The organism is Nocardia sp. NPDC004860 (genome assembly GCF_040609015.1).
Taxonomy (GTDB): domain Bacteria; phylum Actinomycetota; class Actinomycetes; order Mycobacteriales; family Mycobacteriaceae; genus Nocardia.
In genome coordinates, this window is the sequence record NZ_JBEXJI010000042.1 from 1 (window position 1) to 20,651 (window position 20,651).

20 protein-coding genes are annotated in these 20,651 nt (G+C 68.2%); 9 read left to right on the forward strand and 11 right to left on the reverse strand.

Annotated elements, in window-relative coordinates; translation table 11 throughout:
• Positions 1 to 160: 160 nt before the first annotated feature.
• The 4 genes from ABZV44_RS41975 to ABZV44_RS41990 form a co-directional block, all read right to left on the reverse strand.
• Positions 161 to 1,759, reverse strand: a complete 1,599-nt coding sequence (locus ABZV44_RS41975; RefSeq protein ID WP_354849786.1) for a succinic semialdehyde dehydrogenase — start codon at positions 1,757 to 1,759, stop codon at positions 161 to 163.
• 13 nt (positions 1,760 to 1,772) lie between these two features.
• The gene (locus ABZV44_RS41980; RefSeq protein WP_354849789.1) at positions 1,773 to 2,726 is read right to left on the reverse strand and encodes an alpha/beta hydrolase; all 954 of its coding nucleotides are present in this window, start codon (positions 2,724 to 2,726) and stop codon (positions 1,773 to 1,775) included.
• Positions 2,727 to 2,784: 58 nt separating this feature from the next.
• Positions 2,785 to 3,702: an acetoacetate decarboxylase family protein gene (locus ABZV44_RS41985; protein ID WP_354849791.1), complete on the reverse strand. Its 918-nt coding sequence runs from the start codon at positions 3,700 to 3,702 to the stop codon at positions 2,785 to 2,787.
• A gap of 217 nt (positions 3,703 to 3,919) precedes the next feature.
• Positions 3,920 to 4,636 (reverse strand): type 1 glutamine amidotransferase domain-containing protein, encoded by a 717-nt coding sequence (locus ABZV44_RS41990; protein ID WP_354849794.1) that lies wholly within the window; start codon positions 4,634 to 4,636, stop codon positions 3,920 to 3,922.
• Between the two features lie 725 nt (positions 4,637 to 5,361).
• Here ABZV44_RS41990 and ABZV44_RS41995 point away from each other — a divergent pair.
• On the forward strand, positions 5,362 to 6,798 hold the full coding sequence (locus ABZV44_RS41995) for a hypothetical protein (RefSeq protein ID WP_354849796.1): 1,437 nt from the start codon (positions 5,362 to 5,364) through the stop codon (positions 6,796 to 6,798).
• Between the two features lie 2 nt (positions 6,799 to 6,800).
• Here ABZV44_RS41995 and ABZV44_RS42000 read toward each other — a convergent pair whose 3' ends face one another.
• Positions 6,801 to 7,670: a hypothetical protein gene (locus ABZV44_RS42000; RefSeq protein ID WP_354849799.1), complete on the reverse strand. Its 870-nt coding sequence runs from the start codon at positions 7,668 to 7,670 to the stop codon at positions 6,801 to 6,803.
• A 307-nt stretch (positions 7,671 to 7,977) separates the two neighbouring features.
• Between ABZV44_RS42000 and ABZV44_RS42005 the strand changes: the two genes are divergently transcribed.
• From ABZV44_RS42005 to ABZV44_RS42020, 4 genes are all read left to right on the forward strand, one after another.
• Positions 7,978 to 8,391 (forward strand): pyridoxamine 5'-phosphate oxidase family protein, encoded by a 414-nt coding sequence (locus ABZV44_RS42005; RefSeq protein WP_354849802.1) that lies wholly within the window; start codon positions 7,978 to 7,980, stop codon positions 8,389 to 8,391.
• A gap of 162 nt (positions 8,392 to 8,553) precedes the next feature.
• Complete coding sequence (locus tag ABZV44_RS42010) at positions 8,554 to 9,957, forward strand: amino acid permease (RefSeq protein WP_354849805.1); 1,404 nt, start codon at positions 8,554 to 8,556, stop codon at positions 9,955 to 9,957.
• A gap of 207 nt (positions 9,958 to 10,164) precedes the next feature.
• Positions 10,165 to 11,697, forward strand: coding sequence for an LCP family protein (locus ABZV44_RS42015; protein ID WP_354849808.1), 1,533 nt, complete (start codon positions 10,165 to 10,167; stop codon positions 11,695 to 11,697).
• 71 nt (positions 11,698 to 11,768) lie between these two features.
• Positions 11,769 to 13,148, forward strand: a complete 1,380-nt coding sequence (locus ABZV44_RS42020) for an FAD-dependent oxidoreductase (protein WP_354849810.1) — start codon at positions 11,769 to 11,771, stop codon at positions 13,146 to 13,148.
• Here the strand turns inward: ABZV44_RS42020 and ABZV44_RS42025 are convergent, their stop codons facing one another.
• Positions 13,149 to 13,355, reverse strand: a complete 207-nt coding sequence (locus ABZV44_RS42025) for a hypothetical protein (RefSeq protein WP_354849813.1) — start codon at positions 13,353 to 13,355, stop codon at positions 13,149 to 13,151.
• A 141-nt stretch (positions 13,356 to 13,496) separates the two neighbouring features.
• Positions 13,497 to 13,847: a hypothetical protein gene (locus ABZV44_RS42030; protein WP_354849816.1), complete on the reverse strand. Its 351-nt coding sequence runs from the start codon at positions 13,845 to 13,847 to the stop codon at positions 13,497 to 13,499.
• Positions 13,848 to 13,996: 149 nt separating this feature from the next.
• On the opposite strand from ABZV44_RS42030, the gene ABZV44_RS42035 reads away from it, so the two are divergent.
• Entirely contained in the window at positions 13,997 to 14,167 is a 171-nt protein-coding gene (locus ABZV44_RS42035) for a hypothetical protein (RefSeq protein WP_354849819.1), read from the forward strand.
• Positions 14,168 to 14,252: 85 nt separating this feature from the next.
• On the opposite strand, the gene ABZV44_RS42040 is transcribed toward ABZV44_RS42035, so the two are convergent.
• Together ABZV44_RS42040 and ABZV44_RS42045 are read right to left on the reverse strand one after the other, a co-directional pair.
• On the reverse strand, positions 14,253 to 14,894 hold the full coding sequence (locus ABZV44_RS42040; RefSeq protein WP_354849821.1) for a LysE family translocator: 642 nt from the start codon (positions 14,892 to 14,894) through the stop codon (positions 14,253 to 14,255).
• A gap of 481 nt (positions 14,895 to 15,375) precedes the next feature.
• Positions 15,376 to 16,152: an SDR family oxidoreductase gene (locus ABZV44_RS42045; protein WP_354849824.1), complete on the reverse strand. Its 777-nt coding sequence runs from the start codon at positions 16,150 to 16,152 to the stop codon at positions 15,376 to 15,378.
• 59 nt (positions 16,153 to 16,211) lie between these two features.
• Here ABZV44_RS42045 and ABZV44_RS42050 point away from each other — a divergent pair, with 59 nt between their 5' ends.
• Positions 16,212 to 16,571: a helix-turn-helix domain-containing protein gene (locus tag ABZV44_RS42050; RefSeq protein ID WP_354849827.1), complete on the forward strand. Its 360-nt coding sequence runs from the start codon at positions 16,212 to 16,214 to the stop codon at positions 16,569 to 16,571.
• A 7-nt stretch (positions 16,572 to 16,578) separates the two neighbouring features.
• Positions 16,579 to 17,283, forward strand: coding sequence for a polysaccharide deacetylase family protein (locus ABZV44_RS42055; protein ID WP_354849830.1), 705 nt, complete (start codon positions 16,579 to 16,581; stop codon positions 17,281 to 17,283).
• A gap of 3 nt (positions 17,284 to 17,286) precedes the next feature.
• Here the strand turns inward: ABZV44_RS42055 and ABZV44_RS42060 are convergent, their stop codons facing one another.
• Positions 17,287 to 19,293, reverse strand: coding sequence for an APC family permease (locus tag ABZV44_RS42060; RefSeq protein ID WP_354849833.1), 2,007 nt, complete (start codon positions 19,291 to 19,293; stop codon positions 17,287 to 17,289).
• A gap of 174 nt (positions 19,294 to 19,467) precedes the next feature.
• On the opposite strand from ABZV44_RS42060, the gene ABZV44_RS42065 reads away from it, so the two are divergent.
• The gene (locus ABZV44_RS42065; protein ID WP_354849835.1) at positions 19,468 to 20,244 is read left to right on the forward strand and encodes a GntR family transcriptional regulator; all 777 of its coding nucleotides are present in this window, start codon (positions 19,468 to 19,470) and stop codon (positions 20,242 to 20,244) included.
• 79 nt (positions 20,245 to 20,323) lie between these two features.
• Here the strand turns inward: ABZV44_RS42065 and ABZV44_RS42070 are convergent, their stop codons facing one another.
• Positions 20,324 to 20,617 (reverse strand): hypothetical protein, encoded by a 294-nt coding sequence (locus ABZV44_RS42070; RefSeq protein WP_354849838.1) that lies wholly within the window; start codon positions 20,615 to 20,617, stop codon positions 20,324 to 20,326.
• Between the last annotated feature and the right edge of the window lie 34 nt (positions 20,618 to 20,651).

Genomic DNA, 20,651 nt, shown 5'->3' on the forward strand with positions numbered 1-20,651 from the left:
GTCCCCGGCGCCCCCCCCCACCGCCCCTCCCCAACTCCGGCCCTCAATGGCTCGGGCGGGGGGGCCCCCCCCCCCCCCCCCCCACGACGCGCCGGGTCTTCGAGGCCGAAAAGTGCTGGCCGAGACGTCGATCGATGTCTCGGCCAGCACCTTGCGGGATTCAGTGGGCTCCAACCCTTTTCAGTACCTTCAGTACGACGGTCAGCGTGGCTGCCCAGACCCGCTCCGAGACGCCGGCCGGTGCTGTGAAACCGAGGAGGCGCTGGTGCGCAACCGTTTGCGGCTCCGTGTATTTCAGCAGGCCGTCGGCGCCGTGGCGGCGCCCGAGTCCGGAGTCGCCCATGCCGCCCATCGGCGCGTCGACGCTGCCCCAGGCGGCGGCGTAGGCGTCGTTGACATTGGCGGTGCCGGTGTGGATGCGGGCCGCCACCGCGCGGCCCTTGGCACCGTCACCACTCCAGACACTGGCATTGAGACCATAAGCGGTGGCATTGGCCAGCGCGATCGCCTCGTCGATGTCCCGGTAGGGGTAGATCGACACGACCGGGCCGAAGGTCTCGTGGTCGTAGAGCGTCATGTCCGGGGTGACACCGGTCAGGATCGTCGGTTCGTAGAAGAGCGGCCCGAGATCGGGGCGTGCCCGGCCGCCGGCGCGCACGGTCGCGCCCTTGGCGATCGCATCCTCGACATGGGCGGTGACCGTGTCGAGCTGGGACCGGTTGGTCAGGCACCCGACATCGGTGCTGTAGTCGTAGGCGGCACCGATCTTCAGTCGCTCGGTCCGGTCGACGAAGGCCGCGACGAATTCATCGTGGACGGCTTCGGCGACATACATGCGCTCGATGGAGACACACAGCTGTCCCGTCGACGAAAAGCACGCGGAGACAGCGCCTTCGGTGGCGCGGTCGATATCGGCGTCGTCGAGGACGATCATCGGATTCTTGCCGCCCAGTTCGAGCGAGGCGCCGATCAGTCGTTCCCCGGCGTCGCGGGCGATCTGCCGGCCACTGGCGGTGGACCCGGTGAACATCATGTAGTCGGCGTTGTCCATCAGCGGTGTGCCGATGGAACTGCCCCGGCCCACCACCATCTGCCATACCCCGGGAGGCAGGCCGGCCTCGCGCATCAGATCCAGCGCCCACAGCGCGGTCAGCGCGGTCTGGGTGTCCGGCTTCTGCACGACGGCATTGCCGGCCATGAGCGCCGGTATGGCGTCGCCGGCGCCCATGCTCAGCGGGTAGTTCCACGGTGAGACGACCGCGACGACACCTTTGGGATGCCGCAGCTCCGTGGTGTGGGTCAGTATCGGGATCGCGCCCCGGCGGCGTTTGGGCGCAAGCAGTTTCGCGGCGCTGCGCGCGTAGTAGCGGGACGCGATCGCGATATCGGTGACCTCGAGGAAAGCATCGCGCCGGGTCTTGCCGTTCTCGGCCTGCATCAGGTCCAGGACCTCGTGCTGCCGCTCGAGCAGCAGGTCGTGGAAGCGCAGCAGGATCGCTTTCCGCTCGTGCACGGGTGTGGCGGCCCAGGCCGGCTGGACGCCGCGAGCGCGGGCGAACGCCGCCTCGACGTCCGCGGGCGTCGAGACCGGCAGGGTGGCGAGCGGGTCACCGGTGTAGGGGGCCGTGGTGGTGGCGTACGTGGCGTCCGGTCCGGCCTCGACGCGTGCGGCGAGCCGCGCGAGCAGGGCCGAGGTCAGCGAAGCGGGCAGGCCCGAGGTACGGGCCGGGGTGGATCTGGCGGCGTGGTCGATGGTCATAGCGGCTCCGGATTCAGTGCAATGCCGCGCGCAGGGTGTCCTGCGCCAGCTTGATCGCGGCCTTCGCCGCCTGGGTCGAGCGCAGCGCGTTCAGCATCACGAAGTCGTGGATGATGCCGCCGAACCGCACCTGGATGACCGGCACACCGGCCTCGCGGAGTTTGGCCGCGTAGGCCTCACCCTCGTCGCGCAGCACATCGGCTTCGCCGGTGATCACCAACGCCGGCGGGAGGCCGCGCAGCTGCTCGATCGACGCGCGCAGCGGGGACGCGTGGATCTCCTCACGCTGGGCGTCGTTCTCGGTGTACTGGTCCCAGAACCACTTCATGCCCTCGCGGGCGAGGAAGTAGTGCTCGGCGAACTGGTGATAGGACGCGGTATCGAAGTTCGCGTCGGTGACCGGATAGAACAGCACCTGCTGCTGGATCCGCACATCGCCGCGCTCCTTGGCCATCAGTGTGAGAACGGCGGTCATATTGCCGCCGACCGAATCTCCGGCAGCCGCGAATCGTGAAGCGTCGAGCCCTTTTTCGGCGCCGTGGGCGAACACCCACTGCGCGGCGGTGTAGTTCTGCTCGATCGCGGTCGGATACTTGGCTTCCGGCGACAGGTCGTACTCGGGAAACACCACGGCGGCGTCGGCGCCGACCGCGAGTTCGCGGACCAGCCGATCGTGGGTGTGCGCGTTACCGAAAACCCAACCGGCGCCGTGGATGTAGAAGACGACCGGCAGCGTGCCGGTCGCGCCCGCGGGTTTGACGATACGGACCTGCACCGACCCGGTCGGTCCGCCTTCGACCGTGATCCATTCCTCGTCGATCGCCGGCTTGTCGATCTCCCCGGACTGAACCTCGTCCACCGCCTTGCGGCCTTCGGCCGGCGGTAGCTGGAACAGAAACGGCGGAGTGTCGGTGGCCTTCGCGAACTCGACCGCCTCGTTTTCGAGCACCGGCTTGATTTCCGTCATCGCACTCTCCTTCTGGTCTGGTGTTCTCGGGTTCCGGATGTACCGCGTTCCGGGACGGTCAGCGCCGGGCCGGGACCGAGGTCGGGACCGGCATGTGCAGGGCGAGTTGCCCTTCGGTGATCACATCGAGTCGAACGGTCTTGATCGGTGCGAGCGATCGCAGGTCTTCGGACAGGCGGCCGCGGCCCAAGGTCAGGTCGACATTGCGGGGCAGGCTCACACTGCCGGCCGACAGCACATTGGTCTGGCTCAGCGTCGAATGCCACGCGCCGGCGATCGAGGTGTACGAGGTGAGTGTCGAAACACGCTCTCCGCTGCGGTATTCGGTCTGGGCGGGCGTGGCGACCGAGAGCGACAGGTCGGTGTTGCCACTGTCGTCGGCGACGCGTGCCGTGCTGCGGGTGGTGTCGATGTCGGCGTCGATGTCGGTGACCCACTTGGGAAATCCGTAGCCGTCGTGCCCGCGGACCTGGGCGATATGGGTGTTCACCGGCAGCGACAGCACATAGGAATCGAGGTGATCATTGTCGAGTCCGGCAAGGAGGTCGACGAATCCGAGCCGGCCGTGCCGGGCCGGCCGGACGGCGACCCCGACGGCGGCTTCGGTGTAGAAGTCGATGTCGCACACGTCGTATCGGAAGAACATGACCGAGATCAGGCCGATCCCGGGCGCGATCTCCAGCGGCGCCAGCTCCTCCGGCAGGCGGGAACGGATCGCGCGCGACGGAGCCAGCATGGTCAGCCGCGCACTCGACATGCGGTAGTAGAAGTTCGGGGTGAAGGTCTCACCGATCCGCGAGTCGACCTTGACCTTGGGTAGCTGCCGGAAGAAGTCCACACTGCTCACCCGGGGATCCCCCGCCACTTCGTCCAGGTCGGTGTCCATCCGGAACCGGTCGTAGAGACCGCCTCCGGGCACGGTGACCCGGTGGCCACCCAGATCGACCTCGACGGTGCTGACTTGAGTCGGTGACATCGGTGTACTTCTCTCGCTCGCTGGTAGGTGGGCGGACCGACGTCAACCGCGAATGTTAGCAGTGTCAACACTGGGATATGGGAATTCCTGCCGACTTCGGCGCGGCCGATCGTCGCCCCATGTTTCACCACGGGACGACTCTCGGACGCGCCACGCCTCAACGGCATGCCACGGCCGAAATAAATTCGGGGGCAACGGGTATCGGACCGTCATGAGTTCATCTCGAGGACTGTGTCGCACCGATGTCGGCGACAAGTCGCTGTGCCAGATCGGCCGAAGACTGCGGGTTCTGCCCCGTGTACAGATTCCCGTCGACCACGACATACGGCCGCAGCGGAAGCCTCGCCTTGGAGTAGTCGACGCCCAGCTCCTTCAGTTTGTCTTCGAGCAGCCACGGGGCCTTCCGGGCGAACCGGTTGAGCAACTCCTCCCGGTTGGACAACCCGGTCATCCGGCGGCCGGCGAAGGGCGATGTTCCGTCCGGCGCGGTCGCGGCCAGGATAGCCGCGGGGGCATGGCACAGCAGTGCGAGCGGGCGACCGGATGTCAGCCGATGGCTCAGCAGCGCACCCGAGATCTTGTTGTAGGCGAGATCCTCCATCGGGCCGTGCCCGCCCGGATAGAACACCAGATCGAAGTCGTCCGCATCGACGGCATCGAGGGGTTCCGGCGTGGCCAGGACATCCGCGATGCTGTCGAGGTAGCGCTCCACTTCGCGGCGCTTCCAGGGCATCCCACCGGCGATTCCGATGCTGAGCCGATCGAGCGTCGGAGCCTTGCCGCCCGGCGTCGCGACGGTGATGTCCCATCCGGCCTCGCTGAAGGTCCGGTGCGGAACTGCCACCTCCTCTGCCCAGTAGCCCGACGGATGCGGCGTTCCGTCGTTCAATGTCCACCGGTCAGCGGCCGTGATAACGAACAGAACCCTCGTCACGCTCGTTCCTCCTGATGCGTTGTTCTGCAGACGGATAGGGCGCCGGCGGCCGGGTTGGGGCGAGATCGGGAAAGCATCGATCGACTCGACGCGCACCGCCGAAGCGACGAATGCCGCCACCTAATGTATTCACCGCTAACATTAGCGGCAACGTTGCCCCCCGTCAACGGTGTTGACAGCGCTTACATGGCAGTTCCGCGTCATGTTGACACTGAATACATTAGTGAAGCGGGGAGGCCCGACTCGATGACTGGACGCATCGTACTGCTAGGCGCGGCTGCACGGGCGGGCTCGTTCTCGACGCGCTACTGAGCAGGCGACTGAAACCCATTGTGGCCGAACATGATCGCGATGCGTAGGCATCGGCCGGTGGGCGAACGTACCGCCTCCGCGATCCGTGTCTTCACCGTGCGCGGTGGCCGCCGTTACGCGACCGTCGTCTCAGGCACCGCTCGACGGGAGACCTGATGGCTTGGGCCGCAGAGCAACTCGCCACCCCGGCCGGCCGCCTCATCTGGAATTGGGTATGAGGTATTCGCCGCTGAGATGGGTCGGGCGAGCGCTGGTCCCGCATCGGTGATCGCCCCGTGCGACGGGTGCGCATGTCACTTCCCGAACTCGGAGAATTCGCATCATAGATGCGGCGAATGCGAGTTGTGTCAATTCCGTGAACCAGAGGATGGATCGGATATCTGATCGATCGTATGCGCTGACGTGATGCCGGGGTGATCGATACCATCGCGGGAGGGCAAGAGATCGCCGATGCCATCGAGTGCGGGATCGACCAGCGCAGGACCGAGGCGGAAATTCTCATGGAGGCCGCTGAATCCGATCGCCCACTGGGCGAGAGCGAGCGCGAGGAGCTCACGCGGTTGCGGGAACTCGCGGCGCATCGCGATGCGCCCGGCACCGGCGACCCGGCCGGTGGGCGGGCGGGGCGCGAACATCGCGGCGCACTGCGCTGGGCGGCCACGGTCGTGCTGCTGGCCCTCGTCGCCGTCCTGGCAGTCGGCTCGGTACTCGCGCGATTCGCCCACGGCGAAGTGCTCGACACCGACCGCTACATCCGGATCGTCACGCCGCTGGGGGCCGATCCGGCGCTGCAGAGCGAGCTGGCCGACCGGATCACCGACGCGATCATGGATCATGTCGACGTCGAGGCCATCACGGCCCAGGCGCTGGCGGCGATCACCGAGAACAACCCCCGGGTGCCCGCCGCGTTTGTCGGGGTCGCCCCGCTGGTCGGCAAGCAGGCACGAGACTTCGTGCGGGACACGGTGACGTCCGTCCTCGCGTCGAATGAGTTCGAAGCCCTGTGGATTCAGGCGAACCGGCAGGCGCACACGGGCATTGCCGCCGTTCTCACCGGCCACGCCCATGCGGCAGTCGGTATGAGCGAGGACGGCACCGTGAGCGTGTCGCTCGGGCCGATCATCGACAGGGTGCGGACCGTGCTGACCGAAGAAGGCTTCACCTTCGTCGAGCAGGTGCCGGCCATCGATCGGTCCTTGGTGCTGTTCCGTTCGCCGGAACTGGTCGAGGCGCGGTGGTGGGTGTCGTTCCTGGACCGGGTCGACCGGGTGGCGCCGTGGCTCACCGTGCTCGTGGCGGCCTGCGCCGTCCGGGTCGCGCCGAAAGGCGCACGCCGGCAAGCGTTTTCCTGGGTGGGGGTGGCGCTGGCGCTGGCCATGGCGACACTGGCGGTAGCCATCGGCATCGCACGATCGGCGTACCTGCACGCGGTGCCCGCCGAGGTGATGACTCCGCAAGCGGCCGCGACGGTGATCGATGCCTTTCTCGTGCCATTGCGGACCACCGTGCGCGCGGTGTTCGCGGCCGCCGTGGTGATCGCGCTCGCCGGGTTCCTCAGCGGGCCCTCGAGATCCGCGGTCGCGGTGCGGGAAGGCTACAACCGGGCTCTCGCCGCGGTGCGATCACGGCGAGACGGCCGAGATCAACAGGCGATCGAATCCGCCGTCGGCCGGTTTCGCGGCCCGCTCCTGGGCGGCATCATCGCCGTCGCGGTGATCGTCCTCGTCTTCTGGCGATATCCGACGGGGCTGGTCGTCGTCGGGACAGTGCTCGTCACCGTCGCCGCTCTGCTCGCCGTGGAACTGGTGGCCGGACCGCGGCCCGTTCGACGCGACCGATCTCACCGCTGACCTCACGCGCCGGTCGCCGGGGCCCGGTGCCGCAGATAATGCCCGACAGCCGTGTCGTCCGATGCGACGGCCTTGACGATCGCTGCCGCACCCACGATCACCACCGACATCACGAAAAGCCAACTGACAGAGGTGAAAGCGAGCCCCCACGGCCCGAAGTGCCGCTGGGCTTGCGCCGTGATGCGTGGCAGCACGAGACGAGCGACCACGTGCACCGCGGTCAGCCCGACCGCGGTCAGGACGCCGGTCGTCCAGAGCACCCGCCCGGTCAGCGCGCCTTTGGTGAGCAGGAACGGCGCGAACGCCCACACCAGGGTCCACACAGCGATCTCACCGAGCAGCGCGAGCGGCTGCCCCGCGACCCGAATCCGGGTCAGATCACGGGTCTGCTCGACGAGTGCGGTCGACAACGCCACCGCGAGCAGCGCGGTCAACCACCGCCAGGCATCCCGCGGCCCCATCGACGGCACCCGCCACACCGCCCCGTAGACCCGGCCGAGCGCCCGAGCGAACGAAGTGCCGCTGAGGATGATCATCAGCAGCCCGACCACACCGAACGCGGTCAGTGACCGATCCGATGACGTGGCCGCGTCCCCGGCGTGCAAGACGGCGGGGTCGAAGCCGAACTGATCGCGAATGGTGTCGGTGGTCGGTTGCCAGCCGCTGAATGCCGACGCGGCGATGATCACCGGAAGCACCGAGGTGAAGATCTGCGCTGCCAACGCCAGTGCTCGATCGACGAGCTCGATCTCGACGAGTGTTTCGCCCAGGCGCCATGCTGTCCGGCCGGCGGGTGTGGCGCGTAACCATCGGATAGCGGCCCGGGCGCGCGCCGCGGATACTCGCCGAGCCGCCGATGGTCGGGATTTCACGGAACGCGCGATGGGTCGATGGGCGACTGCCGCACGGGCGAGGTCACGAATACCTCCCTCAGCTCGACTTTCGACCGGTGATCCGAGACTCCGATCCATCAAACCAAGAACTGGTGTCCGTGCTGCCGCTCTGCGAGCAGCGAGTCCGCATCGACGTGTGCACCGGCGAGGGCGGTGCCATCGCCGCGCCGGCACGGTGCCGCCGGTTCGCTGGCGCCGTGCCGGGTGAGCGACGATGCTGGGAGTGAACCATGAGATGCGGCAAGGCAATTGGCGTAATCGCAAGCGATCGACCACAATTGAAGGAATGGGTGGCGTTGGGGCACGAAAGCTACGCGAGCTCTCGGCTGCCGAGTCACTGAAACGGCTGGCCGGCGCGCAATTCGGGCGAATTGTGTACTCGCGCCGTGGACTTCCGATCATCCGGCCGGTCAATCACATCGTCGAAGAGGATGTGGTGGTGGTGCGGGCACAGCTGGGCGCCAGCCTGCTGCGGGGTGACGGCCAGGTGGTGGCGTACGAGGCCGACTCGTTCGACGAGCACACCCGGCAGGGCTGGAGCGTGATCGTCACCGGGGTCGCGCGGGTGGTGATGGATCCCGAGCAGGTGCAGCGCTACGAGACGCTGCTCGACCCCTGGATCAACCTGCCGATGGACCACGTCATCCGTATCGAGGCCGAGGTCGTCACCGGCCTCGAGCTGATCGACGAGGGCAGCTGACCGCACGCCACGTGCGGCGGTGACTGTGACGCCGGATACCACTCCGGTAGCGTGGCACGCCGTTGGACCGAGCCCGGCAAACCGTCGGCAGGCTCGGCGCGGCCGGTGGCTCCCGATCACGAACGGCGGGTTCCGGCCGCACGCACGCGAGAGGAACCGCATTTGACAGCCTCGGAAAGGCAGCTACCGGACATCGGTACCGCACGCACGGACGACGAGGGGTATTCCCGCGGCCTGTCGCCGCGCACCATTCAGATGATCGCCATCGGCGGCGCGATCGGCACCGGCCTGTTCTACGGCGCGGGCGGCGCGATCCAGAAGGCCGGCCCGGCGCTCATCCTCTGCTATCTGGCCGCCGGCCTGGCCATCTTCGTGATCATGCGGGCCCTGGGCGAACTGCTCACCTATCGGCCCGTCACCGGCAGCTTCGCCGAATACGCCAATGAGTTCCTGGGCCGCTTCGCGGGTTTCGCCACCGGCTGGACCTACTGGGCGGTCTGGGTGGCCACCTGCATGGCCGAGATCACCGTGGCCGGCAAGTACGTGCAGTACTGGTTCGACATCCCGCAGTGGGTGACCGCGCTGGTGGTGCTGGGCATCATGTTCATCGCCAACCTGGTGTCGGTGCGGCTGTTCGGCGAGGGCGAATTCTGGTTCTCCGCCATCAAGGTGACCGCCATCGTGGCCATGATCGTGATCGGCGTCGGCGTGCTGATCTTCCACTTCGGCCACGCCACCAACCCGACCGTCACCAACCTGTGGAACGACGGCGGCGTGTTCCCCAACGGCTTCGGGCAGGCGCTGCTGGCCCTGCAGATCGTGGTATTCGCCTACGTCGGTGTCGAACTGGTGGGCGTCACCGCGGGTGAGGCGCGTGACCCCAAGCGCACGCTGCGCAAGGCGATCAACAGCCTGCCGCTGCGCATCGGCCTGTTCTACGTCGGCGCGCTCGTGGTCATCATGTCGGTGTCGAGCTGGCGCACCTTCCACGCGGGCCGCAGCCCGTTCGTGGAGATCTTCGAGCAGATCGGTATCCCGGGCGCGGCCGGCATCATCAATTTCGTGCTGCTGACCGCGGCGCTGTCGTCCTGCAACTCCGGCATCTACTCCACCGGCCGCATGCTGCGCAGCCTGTCGCAGCGCGCGGAGGCCCCGGCCGCCCTGGGCTCGCTGAGCGGCCGATCGGTGCCCGCGGCCGGTATCGCGGTCTCGGCGGCGGTCATGGTGATCGGCGTGGCGGTGAACTACTTCTCGCCCGACAAGGCCTTCGGCTACATCACGTCGGTGTCCACCATGGGCATCATCTTCGTGTGGGGCGTGATCCTGGTCTGCCACCTGCTCTACCGCCGCCGCGTCAAGCAGGGTGTGCTGCCGGGCAGCGACTACCGCCTGCCGGGCGCACCCGTCACCACCGCGCTCGCCCTGGCCTTCCTGGCACTGGTCGTCGTCCTGCTGTTCTTCACCGAGGACGGCCGCAGCGCCCTGGTGGTCGGCCTGGTCTGGGGCGTCCTGGTCTGCGCCGGCTACCCCCTGCTTTCCCGCAAGCGTTCGGCGAGCGCTGTTTAACAGCTAGTCTCGATGGGCATGACGCATGCTCGAGATCGTCGGGGGAGGCAATCGGCGGCGTACGACCCCGCCACGGTGCCGCTACGCCCGACGAGACCCAGCAGGTCGACAAGACCCGGCCGATCCAGACCCCGCCCGCCCACCGCCCGCCGCCCTCGTGAACGCCCCGAGCGAACACGCCGGGCGCTGGCGGCCGGGCGGGTGGCAATGGCCCTGCTGGCGGTCGCGGTGCTGACCGCCACCGGCGCGGCCTGGCGTAGATACCATCAGGAATTGAGCGGGCTGACCATCTCCGGTGTCACTCCGGACGGCCCCAAATCCAGCGGCAAGACCCAGAACATCCTGGTCATGGGCCTGGACAGCCGCCTCGACGAGCACGGCAATCCACTGCCCCAGGACATGTACGACGCGCTGCACGCGGGGGACGACAGCGAGGGCGGCTTCAATGCGAATGTGCTGATCCTGGTCCACATTCCGGGCGACGGTTCCAAATCCACCGCCATCTCCATTCCCCGCGACGACTACGTCACCCTCGATCCCGCGTCCTGCGCCACCTCCCCGTGTAAGGGAAAGATCAAGCAGGCGTACGGATTCGCCTACGCGCGGGCCAAGGACAAGCTCGCCGCCGCCGGGGTCAGGGATCCACTGGAACTCGATCAGAAGTCCCGCGACGCGGGCCGCCTCGCCGAGAGCAATACGGTCGGCAAGTTCCTCGGCAATGTGCCCGTCGACCATTTCGTCGAGATCACCCTGGCCGCCTTCTTCCAGATCGCCGAGGCCGAACAGCCGATCACCGTGTGTCTCAACGAGGACACCTCCGACGGCTACTCGGGCGCCAACTTCAAGAAGGGCAAGCAGCAGATCGACGCGGCGCAGGCCATGGCCTTCGTGCGCCAGCGGCGCGACCCGGATCAGCCGCTGTTCACCGACCTGGACCGCACCCGTCGCCAGCAGGCCTTCATCGTGTCCCTGGCCCGGCAGTTGCAGGACGGCGGCACCCTCAGCAGTCCCGGCAAGCTGCGCGCGCTGCTGGATATCGCCAAGCAGAACACCGCCATCGACAGCGGCCTGGACCCACTGTCGTTCGCGCAGCGCGCCTCCGCGCTGCTCGACGACGGGCTGTCGCTGTACACGCTGCCGGTCAAGGACTTCGGCACCGACGACGCGGGGGAGTCGATCAATATCGTGGATTCGGACGAGATCAAGGGGATCGTGCGAAACCTGCTGTCCCCGGGCGCTTCCGGCACCACCACGACCACTACGCCCGCGCCTGCCACCACCGGCATCCCGGATGCCACCGGCATCGTGCTGAACGTCGTCAACAGCTCCGGTGAGAACGGCCTGGCCGCCAAGGTCGAACAGGCCCTGGCCACACGGGGTTTCACGCCGGGCGCCGCGACCACCGGCGCGGCCCGCGACACCACCACGCTCACCTACGGCGCGGGCGCCGAATCCGCCGCCACCGCCCTCGCGGCCCAACTCGGACTCACCGCCACCGGTTCGGCGGCCGTGGAAGCCCAGGCCGTCCAGCTCACCCTCGGCAGCGACGCCCGCAGCGGACCCCTCGCGAATGTGCCGGTCGACCAGGCCGATCCGCCCACCTCGGCCACCCGCACCAGGACCCCGGCCACCTCCACCACCCCGCCCATCCCGGTCTCGGCCACCGCCCCCGGCACCAACGCGCCCGAGGCCACCGACCTGTCGCAGATGGATACCGGCGGCATTCCCTGTGTGAGGTAACCGAATTCGCGCATGCCCTGGGCACGGCGGGCGTAGCTTTCTTGGTGCAGGCTATGGTTCGAGGGGCGAACATGAACGATCCGCGGCGCTATGTGGTCATCGGCGGGGGACTGGCGGGATTGGCGTCCGCGGTCTGGCTGGCCGAGGCCGGGAAACAGGTCACGCTCCTGGAACGGCGCGGACGCCTCGGCGGCCGCACCCACGCGCTGGAGGTCGCACCGCTGCGCGACATCCCCGACAACGGCCAGCACGTGATCGCCAGCGGCTACGAGCATCTGTTCCGATACCTGACCAGCGTAGGCACCCGCCAGTACGTGACCTTCCCGCAGCAGGGCGTCCTGCGCTGGCCGGGCGGACGCACCGCGATCATGGGCACCACCGGTTTTCCCGCGCTGCGGGCCCTGTTCGGCGCGCATCCCGACGCGAGCACCGGCGACCGGCTGCGCGCGGCCACGGCCACCCTCCGGATGGGGTGGCAGTGCCTGCGTCAGCCCGGTGATCTGGCCGACCTCACCACCGACCAGTGGTTCCGGCGGCTCGGCATGCCCGCCACCGCGCGGGAGGCGCTGTGGGATTGGCTGGCGCTGGGCATCGCCGCCGAACCGGTGCGGCAGGAGTCGGCCAAGGTGTTCGCCGACGTGCTGGCCACCGGAATCCGGCTGGGCGTCAGGCATTTGCGGCCCGTCAGCATCGGCTATCCGACCACCGACCTCGACACCCTGCTCGTCTCCGGCGCGCAGCGGGTGTTCGACCGGCACGGGGTACAGGTGCGACACCGGGCGGTGGCCCGGCGCATTCGCATCGAGGACGGCGCGGTGACCGGTGTGGTGCTGGCCGGCGGCGAGGTGCAGCCCGCCGACGCGGTGGTGTGCGCGGTGCCCAACTCCTACCTCGGCGGCCTGCTCGACGAGCTACCCGAGCACGACCGGATCTATTCTGCCGCCGACAAACTCGGCTACACCCCGATCGTCAGCACCAACCTGTACCTCGATCGCCCACTCGGCACCAAGGCCGCCATGGAGGCGCTCATCGGCGGGGCGGGCGTCGTCGACGAGGTGTTCGACCGGCAGCGCATGCACGGGCGCGGCACCCTCGACGGCTGGCTGTACTGCCTGACCACCAGCGGCGCCTACGAGCAGATCCACCAGCCGCACCACGCGGTGGTGGACGAGCAGATGGCGCTGCTGCGGCGCTACTATCCCGACGCCGCGGACGCGAAAGTGGTGCACGCACAGGTGGTTCCGATGCCGCGGGCCACGTTTTCGCAGGTGGTCGGGACCGATGGGCTGCGGCCGGGGCAGCGCACCTCGGTGCCGACGCTGGTGCTGGCGGGGGATTGGACCCGAACCGACTGGTCGGCCACGATGGAGAGTGCCGCCCAGAGCGCCGCGAAGGCCGTGGATCTGCTGCTGGCCCTGCCCGCCGCCCGCCGTGTCGACCAAGCGGTTTGATTACTCGCGTTCTGCTCGCACCGGTGGCTCCCGGAGGAAGTTCAGGATCAGCCTCGTGAAGTCGGCCAGGAACCGCTCACGGGGAATGGGCGGAGCGTCGAGCAGGTAGCGGATGGTCAGATGCTCGACCATGCGTACCAGCATCCAGGCCGCGGCATCGGCGTCCACCTCGGCCGGAATCGGATACGGCCGCAGGGACAGCGCCACCCGGGCCAGCTCACCGATCTGCTGCTCGAAGGAACCGGCGCACCCTCGTCGACGTGATCGCCGCCCGCGTCGGTATCCGCGGCACACCCTTCGACCACCACGACACCTCCGCCGAAGCCGCCCACTGCCCGGTCCGATCGCTCAACCCTGCGTCCCGGCAATGCTCAGGTACACGACCATGATCGTGAACAGAAACCACGCCGCCCCCTGCCAGATCGGCCACGCCCGCTCCGCCCGCCACGCCCGGAACGCGATCACCAACGCCCCGATCCCCCCGAACAGCAAGACCCCACCCGGCCCCAGCCCCACCACCACCCGCGAGGTGCCATCACACAGGCTCGACCCGGCATTCAGGCACGCAGGCCGCGCCGCCGCCCAAACCAGCACGACGACCGCGACCACCGCGGTCCCGCCGAGCACGGCCAGCACATAGGTGGTCGCATGCCGCAACATCGAGGGATCATTCCACCGCTTCTCCACGTCGTTCACCATGACCACACCACCTCCGCTCAGCGCCCGATCCGCACCCGCCGGTACCACCATGGTCGTCCTGCCCGCCACCCCCTGCCATGTCGAACACCACCGCGTCGTACCCCCTGACTTCCACCGGATACCGCACTTATGCGCGCAAGCCTCATCGAATGCCGCGCACCCACTTCCCGGCCACTCGTTTCGACACGCCCTCGAACACCGAACAGGGAGTGCAGCGCTCCGTTCGGCGGGCACTCGATGACGACCCGCAACGCATCGACCAGCACGGCGGCCGGGATGCGTTCGATGCGGCGGAATTCGTATCGGTGCAGCCCGATTGATTCCACCGCCTGCTGCGTCGGGCGCTTCGTGGCGCCATGAGGTCGTGGCCGAACCGCCTGCGTCGGAAGGATGCGGAGTCCGTGTTCAGCGAGCGTCGGCGGCGAGGCCCAGGCCCAGGCCGACGAGGATGGCGGCGAGGGTGCGTTCGATGCGGCGGCGGATTCCGGTGCGGCGCAGCCAGGTTCCGGCTCGGTGGGCGGCGAGGACGACGCCGATGCACCAGGTGGTGTCGATCGCGAGCTGGATGACGGCCAGGATCAGGACCGTGGGGAGGACCGGGCCGCTCGCGGGTAGGAATTGAGGGAGGATCGTCAGGCCGAAGACCGCGGCCTTCGGATTGGCGGCAATGGAGATCAGCGATGCCCGGAAGGCGGAGGCCGGGGTGCGGCCGCCGGGCAGGGCCGAGGTCAGCGCGGCGCCGAAGGCGTCGTCGCCCCGCGATCCGCGCCAGGCCTGGATGCCGAGCCACACCAGCACGACCGCCCCGAGCAGATGGATGCCCACATTCAGCGCCCGGTTGGCCACCAGCAGTGCCGACAGCCCCGCGCCGCCCGCCAGCGTCCAGCCGAAGATGCCGATCTCATTGCCCGCCACCGCCGCCAGCCCGGCGGCCCGGCCGTCCCGCACCGACCGCTGCAGGAACAGCGCGGTCGCCGGACCCGGCAGCGCAGCCAGAATCAAACAGGCGAGCATGAAGGCGGGAAGTACTTCGATCCAATGCGGCATCCGTCGATGCTGTCACCGCCGCCCCCGGCCCGGCCAGCGGATTCCGCCGCACGAGCCGACTTCGCACCCCAATCGGCGAGTCTCGCCACGACACGCCACTATTCGCCCAGCCGGACCCCGACCCTCGCCTGCCGCCTGCCGCCTGCCGCCTGCTGCGTGCCGCCTGCTGCGTGCTGCGTGCCGCGTGCCGCGTGCCGCGTGCTGCGTGCCGCGTGCTGCGTGCCGCCTGCCGCGTGCTGCGTGCTGCGTGCCGCGTGCCGCCTGCTGCGTGCCGCGTGCCGCGTGCCGCCTGCCGCGTGCTGCGTGCCGCCTGCCGCCTGCTGCGTGCCGCGTGCCGCCTGCCGCGTGCCGCCTGCCATGCTCCAGCGCCCGCCACCTCGTCCCTCAGAACATTCGGCCTGACGCGCCGCTTCGGGGCATAAAGGCCTGCTGTACCGCCTCGGGCCCGGGCGGATCGCCACGCAGCGGCGCGGACGAAGAGTCAGCTTTGCGAAGTGGCCGGTGCGCTGACCGTCTCGGAGAGGTAGTCCTGTCCGCCGACGTACACCGTGTGGCCGGGCAGGGTTTCGAGGGTGGTGGCGTCGGCGACGGCGGTCGCGAAGTCCTCGACGGTCGGCAGGTCGCCCTGGTCGCGCCGCGCGGTGACGGCATCGGGGTCCCGGCGTTCGAGCAGGCGCACGATGATGGTGCCGTCGATCATGTCGCCCGACACCACGGTGAAACCGATACCGCGGCTGGTGAATTCGCCGGTCATGGCCCGCAGGGCATCCTCACCGGCGCGCTTGCTCGCGGCGATGGGCTCGTAGCCGGGCGGGACCTCGCGGGTGGGGGAGAAGTGGGCCTGGTGGCTGGTGACGAAGACGATGCGACCGCCCTCGGGTAGATGCGGCAGCGCGAGCCGGGTCAGGCGAGTCTGCGCGTCGCGGTTGAGGAGCATGGCGTAGCCGGGGGCGGCGTCGCGTTCCAATCCGCCGGAGGCGTTGAGCACCAGCACATCCAGCCGGCCGAACTCGGCGATCACCGTGTCGATGAGGGACCGCGCGCTGTCCGGGTCGGCGATATCCGCCCCCGCCACCGACGCGCTGCCGCCCGCGGCGGCGATCTCGGCGGCCAGGGTCTCCGCGCGTTTGCGCTTCTCGCGGTAGTTGATCACCACGTGGTCACCGCGGGCGGCCAGCACCCGCGCGGTTTCCGCGCCGATGCCGCGGGAGGCCCCGGTGATCAGGACGATGCGCCGCCCGGTATCCGTTGTCGCCATCTGCGACCTCCATCCAGTGTGCTGCTTCTAATCCAGAAGCACTAGATTGGTACTTCGAAATGAGAAGCGCAAGTCAGCCACCCCCCGCCAACAGCCGCGCCGATGCCTCCGCGACCCCGCTACTGGCCGCCATGGAGCTGCTCGGCCAGCGCTGGATGCTGCGCGTGATCTGGGAACTCGAGCCCGGCCCGCTCGGCTTCCTGGAACTGCGCCGGCGCATGGGCAACTGCTCGTCGAGCATGCTGTCGGTGCGACTGCAGCGGCTGGTGGAATCGGGTGTGGTGGACAAGAAGCCGGACAAGTCCTACGAATTGACCACTGCCGGAGTGGAATTGGGCGACGCCCTGGAACGGATTTGGCGGTGGTCGGAGCGCTGGGCAGGTAGCCTCGAGCGCGCAGGGGGCGAGGACGAGACGTAGGAACGGAATGAAACGCAGGCTGCTCATCGGCGGCGTCCTCACGCTGGTGGTGCCGGCCCTGATCTCCGTCGGGCTGTACACCCTGATGAACTCACGCACCTACCAGGTCGCCGGCCGCATCGTGCCGCGCGTCGACACCACCGACAAGATCGTCGCCCTCACCCTCGACGACGGCCCCGGCGAGCGCACCCCCGAGATCCTGAAAACCCTTGCCGACGCGGGCATTCCGGCCACCTTCTATCTCATCGGCAGCGAACTGGCCGCCCACCCCGACCAGGGCCGGGCCATCGCCGCCTCCGGCAATGAGATCGGCAATCACACCTACCACCACCAGCGCATGATCTTCGTGACCCCCGGCTTCGTCCGCGACGAAGTGGAGCGCACCGACGCCGAGATCGCGAAAACCGGCTACCTTGGGCCGATCACGTTCCGGCCGCCCAACGGCAAGAAGCTCTTCGCCCTGCCCTGGTACCTGTCCCGCCACGATCGCACCACGGTCACCTGGGACGTCGAGCCCGACTCCGGCAAGGCGCCGTCCACCGACCAGATCGTGGCGGAGACCCTGTCGAAGGTGCGCCCGGGCTCGATCATCCTGCTGCACACCATGTATGCGACCGGCGGGCCCTCGCTCGCCGCCATTCCCCGCATCGCCCGGGCGCTGCAGGATCAGGGCTACCGCTTCGTCACGGTCTCCCAGCTGCTCGCGCGCTAGCGCTCAGGCCGCGTCGCCGGATCCGGTGATACCGCGCCGGATCTCACCGGGCGTGTGCTCCTCCCGCGGCATGGCCCGCGCGTGCGAGGAACGCAGCTGCCACGGCACACTGGTCACCATCACCCCCGGCTCGAACAGCAACCGCGCCTTGAGCCGCAGCGAACTCTGGTTGTGCAGCAGGTTCTCCCACCAGCGCCCGACCACGTACTCGGGGATGAACACGCTCACCACATCGCGTGGCCGCGACTTCCGCTGGCGTTTGATCTCTTCCAGCACCGGCCGGGTGATTTCGCGATACGGCGATTCGATGACCTTCAGCGGAATCCCGACCTGGTAGATCTCCCAGTCCCGGGCGAGGTGGCGGGTGTCGGCGTCGTCCACGTTCACGGTCACCGCGGTCAGGGTGTCGGGCCTGGTGGCACGCGCGAACTGCACCGCGCGCTGGGTCGCCTTGTGCCAGCCCGACACCAGCACCAGCGCGTGCACCCGCCCCGGCAGCGTCTCCAGATCGTCCCGGTCGATCTCCAGTTCGGCCCGCACCGACGAGTAGTGCCGGTGGATCAGCCACATGATCGCCACCAGCACCGGCATGGCGATGACCACCAGGTAGGCGCCATGGGTGAATTTGGTGATCATGACGACCACCAGCACCACCCCGGTGAAGCAGGCGCCGAAGGCATTGATGAAGCGCGCCCGGTGGATTCGCAGGCGCTCGACCCGGCTGTCGACGGTGCGCAGCTCCTTGTTCCAATGCCTGACCATGCCCGTCTGGCACAGTGTGAACGACGTGAACACGCCCATGATGTAGAGCTGGATGAGTCGGGTGGTGGACCCGTCGAAGGCGTAGATGAGCCCGCCGGCCACCACCGCCAGCAGAATGATGCCGTTGGAGAAGGCCAGCCGATCGCCGCGGGTGTGCAGCTGCCGCGGCATGTAGCGCCGCTGCGCCAGGATCGAATTCAGCAGCGGGAAGCCGTTGTAGGCGGTGTTGGCGGCGAGGATCAGGATCAGCGCCGTGGTCACCATCAGGTAGTAGAAGGCGACGCTGTGCCCGCCGAACACCGCGGCCGAGATCTGCGCGATGACGGTCTTCTGCGCGTCGGTCCGGCAGTCGCCCTCGAATCCGATGAGATCGCAGGTATTTTCGACCACCCGGGTCTTGGTGATCATGGTCAGCGCCGTGACGCCCGAGAACATGGCGATGGCGATGACGCCCATGGCGGTCATGGTGCGGGCGGCATTGAGCGCCTTGGGCTTCCGGAACGCGGGCACCCCATTCGAGATGGCCTCGGCGCCGGTCAGCGCGGTACATCCGGAGGAGAACGCCCGCAGCAGCAGGAACGCCACGCCCGTGGTCGAGAGCCCGACCTGCTCGGCGTGAATCTGATAGTGCGCGCTCTCCGCCACCGGCGTGTGCCCGAGCAGTGTCTGGCCCAGCCCCACCACGATGAGCGCGAACACGCCGAGAACGAATCCGTAGGTGGGAATCGCGAAAGCCCGCCCGGATTCCCGCACGCCGCGCAGATTCATGGCGGTCAGGAAAACGATGAATGCGAGATTGACGGCCACACGGTACGGATTCAGATCGGGAATGGCGGAAATGATGTTGTCCACTCCGGCGGCCACCGATACCGCGACGGTCATGACATAGTCGACCAGCAGTGCCGCCGCTACGACCAGGCCGGGCAGCGCCCCCAGGTTCTCGGCCACCACCTCGTAGGAGCCGCCGCCGGACGGATACGCCTGCACCACCTGCCGATACGACAGCGCCACCACGGCCAGCAGCACCACCACGCCCGCGGCCACCACCGGGGTGAAATGGAGGTAGGCCAGCCCGCCCAGGGTCAGGATGAGCAGGATCTCCTGTGTGGCGTAGGCGACCGACGACAGTGGGTCACTGGCGAAAATAGGCAGCGCGAGTCGTTTGGGCAGCAGGGTCTCCCCGAGCCGATCGCTGCGAAACGGGCGTCCGAGCACGAGTCGTTTGGCTACGTCGATCGGTGAAACCACGCTCGGAGCCTAGGGCGGAAAACCGCATGAATCGGAACCCCATGCCGTATGGATTTCGTAAAGATACTGAACAGTCCGGTGCTTTCTCTTGCGAGTTTCCAGACTTGTGCAGTTGATCGAACAACCACCTAGACTGTCTGGGACGTAGTCGAGGATTTATGGAGAGGTGACACGATGGGAGACCGGACGGTCGTCGCCGACGTTGCCGACGAGTTGGCACGCCGTGTGGCATCCGGGGAGTACGAGCCCGGTGGTCTGATGCCGTCCGTCCGCCAGGTCGCCGACGAATTCGACCTGAATCGTGCGACGGCGCAATTGATTCTGGGCCGCCTCGAATCCTACGGATTCGTGGACGCGTACCGCGGCAAGGGGTTCGTCATCCGGGATGTGCGCGCCGAGGGCGGCGTCGATGTGTACCGCCGGCTGTTCCGGCTGTCCATGCCGGATCCGGAGATCGCCGCCGACATGTTCGGCAATATCGTCGACGAGGAACGCGGCATCGCGCTCGAGGCGCTGCTCGCGTACACCGGCTGCGAGCGCGCCCTCGATCCGGCGGTCCTCAAGGACGAGATCGACGAACTGGAAACCCTTGCGCGCGGCGCGGACCCGGATCCGCACCGCATGCTGAGCATCGAGCTCGGGCTGCTGCGCCGGCTGCTCACCGCGCTCGGGCACACGGTGCAGCGCGCGGTGCTCAACTCCATCGGCGAGATGGTGCTGGAGGTGCCGGAGGCGGTGGAGGCCTACTTCGCGGTCTCGCCGGATCTGCACGTGCTGGTGTGGCGGGCGCTGGTCGCGGTGTGGGAGTCCGACAGCGGGCCGAGTCAGGCGCAGCTGGCGCTGTTCGAGGATCTGTTCGGCATGTACCACCGGAAGGTGGTGGCGCGCTTCGAGGAACTGGTCGGCGCGGCCGGGGCCGAGTCGGCCGGCGAGGTGGCCGCGACCGCCTGAAGGGGCTGGACCGACCCGATCACGCCCGTTTCAAATCCGACGGGTCGGTTTCGTCTCAGACAACCCCGCTTGGCAGAAATTACTGCCCGATCACGGCGTTCATGATGGTGCCCGCGCTCGTCGCGACAATGCCGCCGATGAGCGCGCCCGCGACCTGCTTGGGCGCCTGCACCGCGCCGCCGCTCCACTTCTCCCAGGCGAAGCGGCCACCCGCGTAGGTGATGGCCAGCACCCCGGAGAGCAGCACGAACCAGGTGAAATACCGGACCAGGCGCAGCAGCTTGTCGGCCACCGGCGGCGTCTCGGGAGTCGGATCGAAGATCTGCGCGTGCTGAAGCTGAGTCAGCAACTCGTGGGCGGCAGTTGGAAACATCTCGGTGCTTCTTCCACGTGATGGCATGTCCATC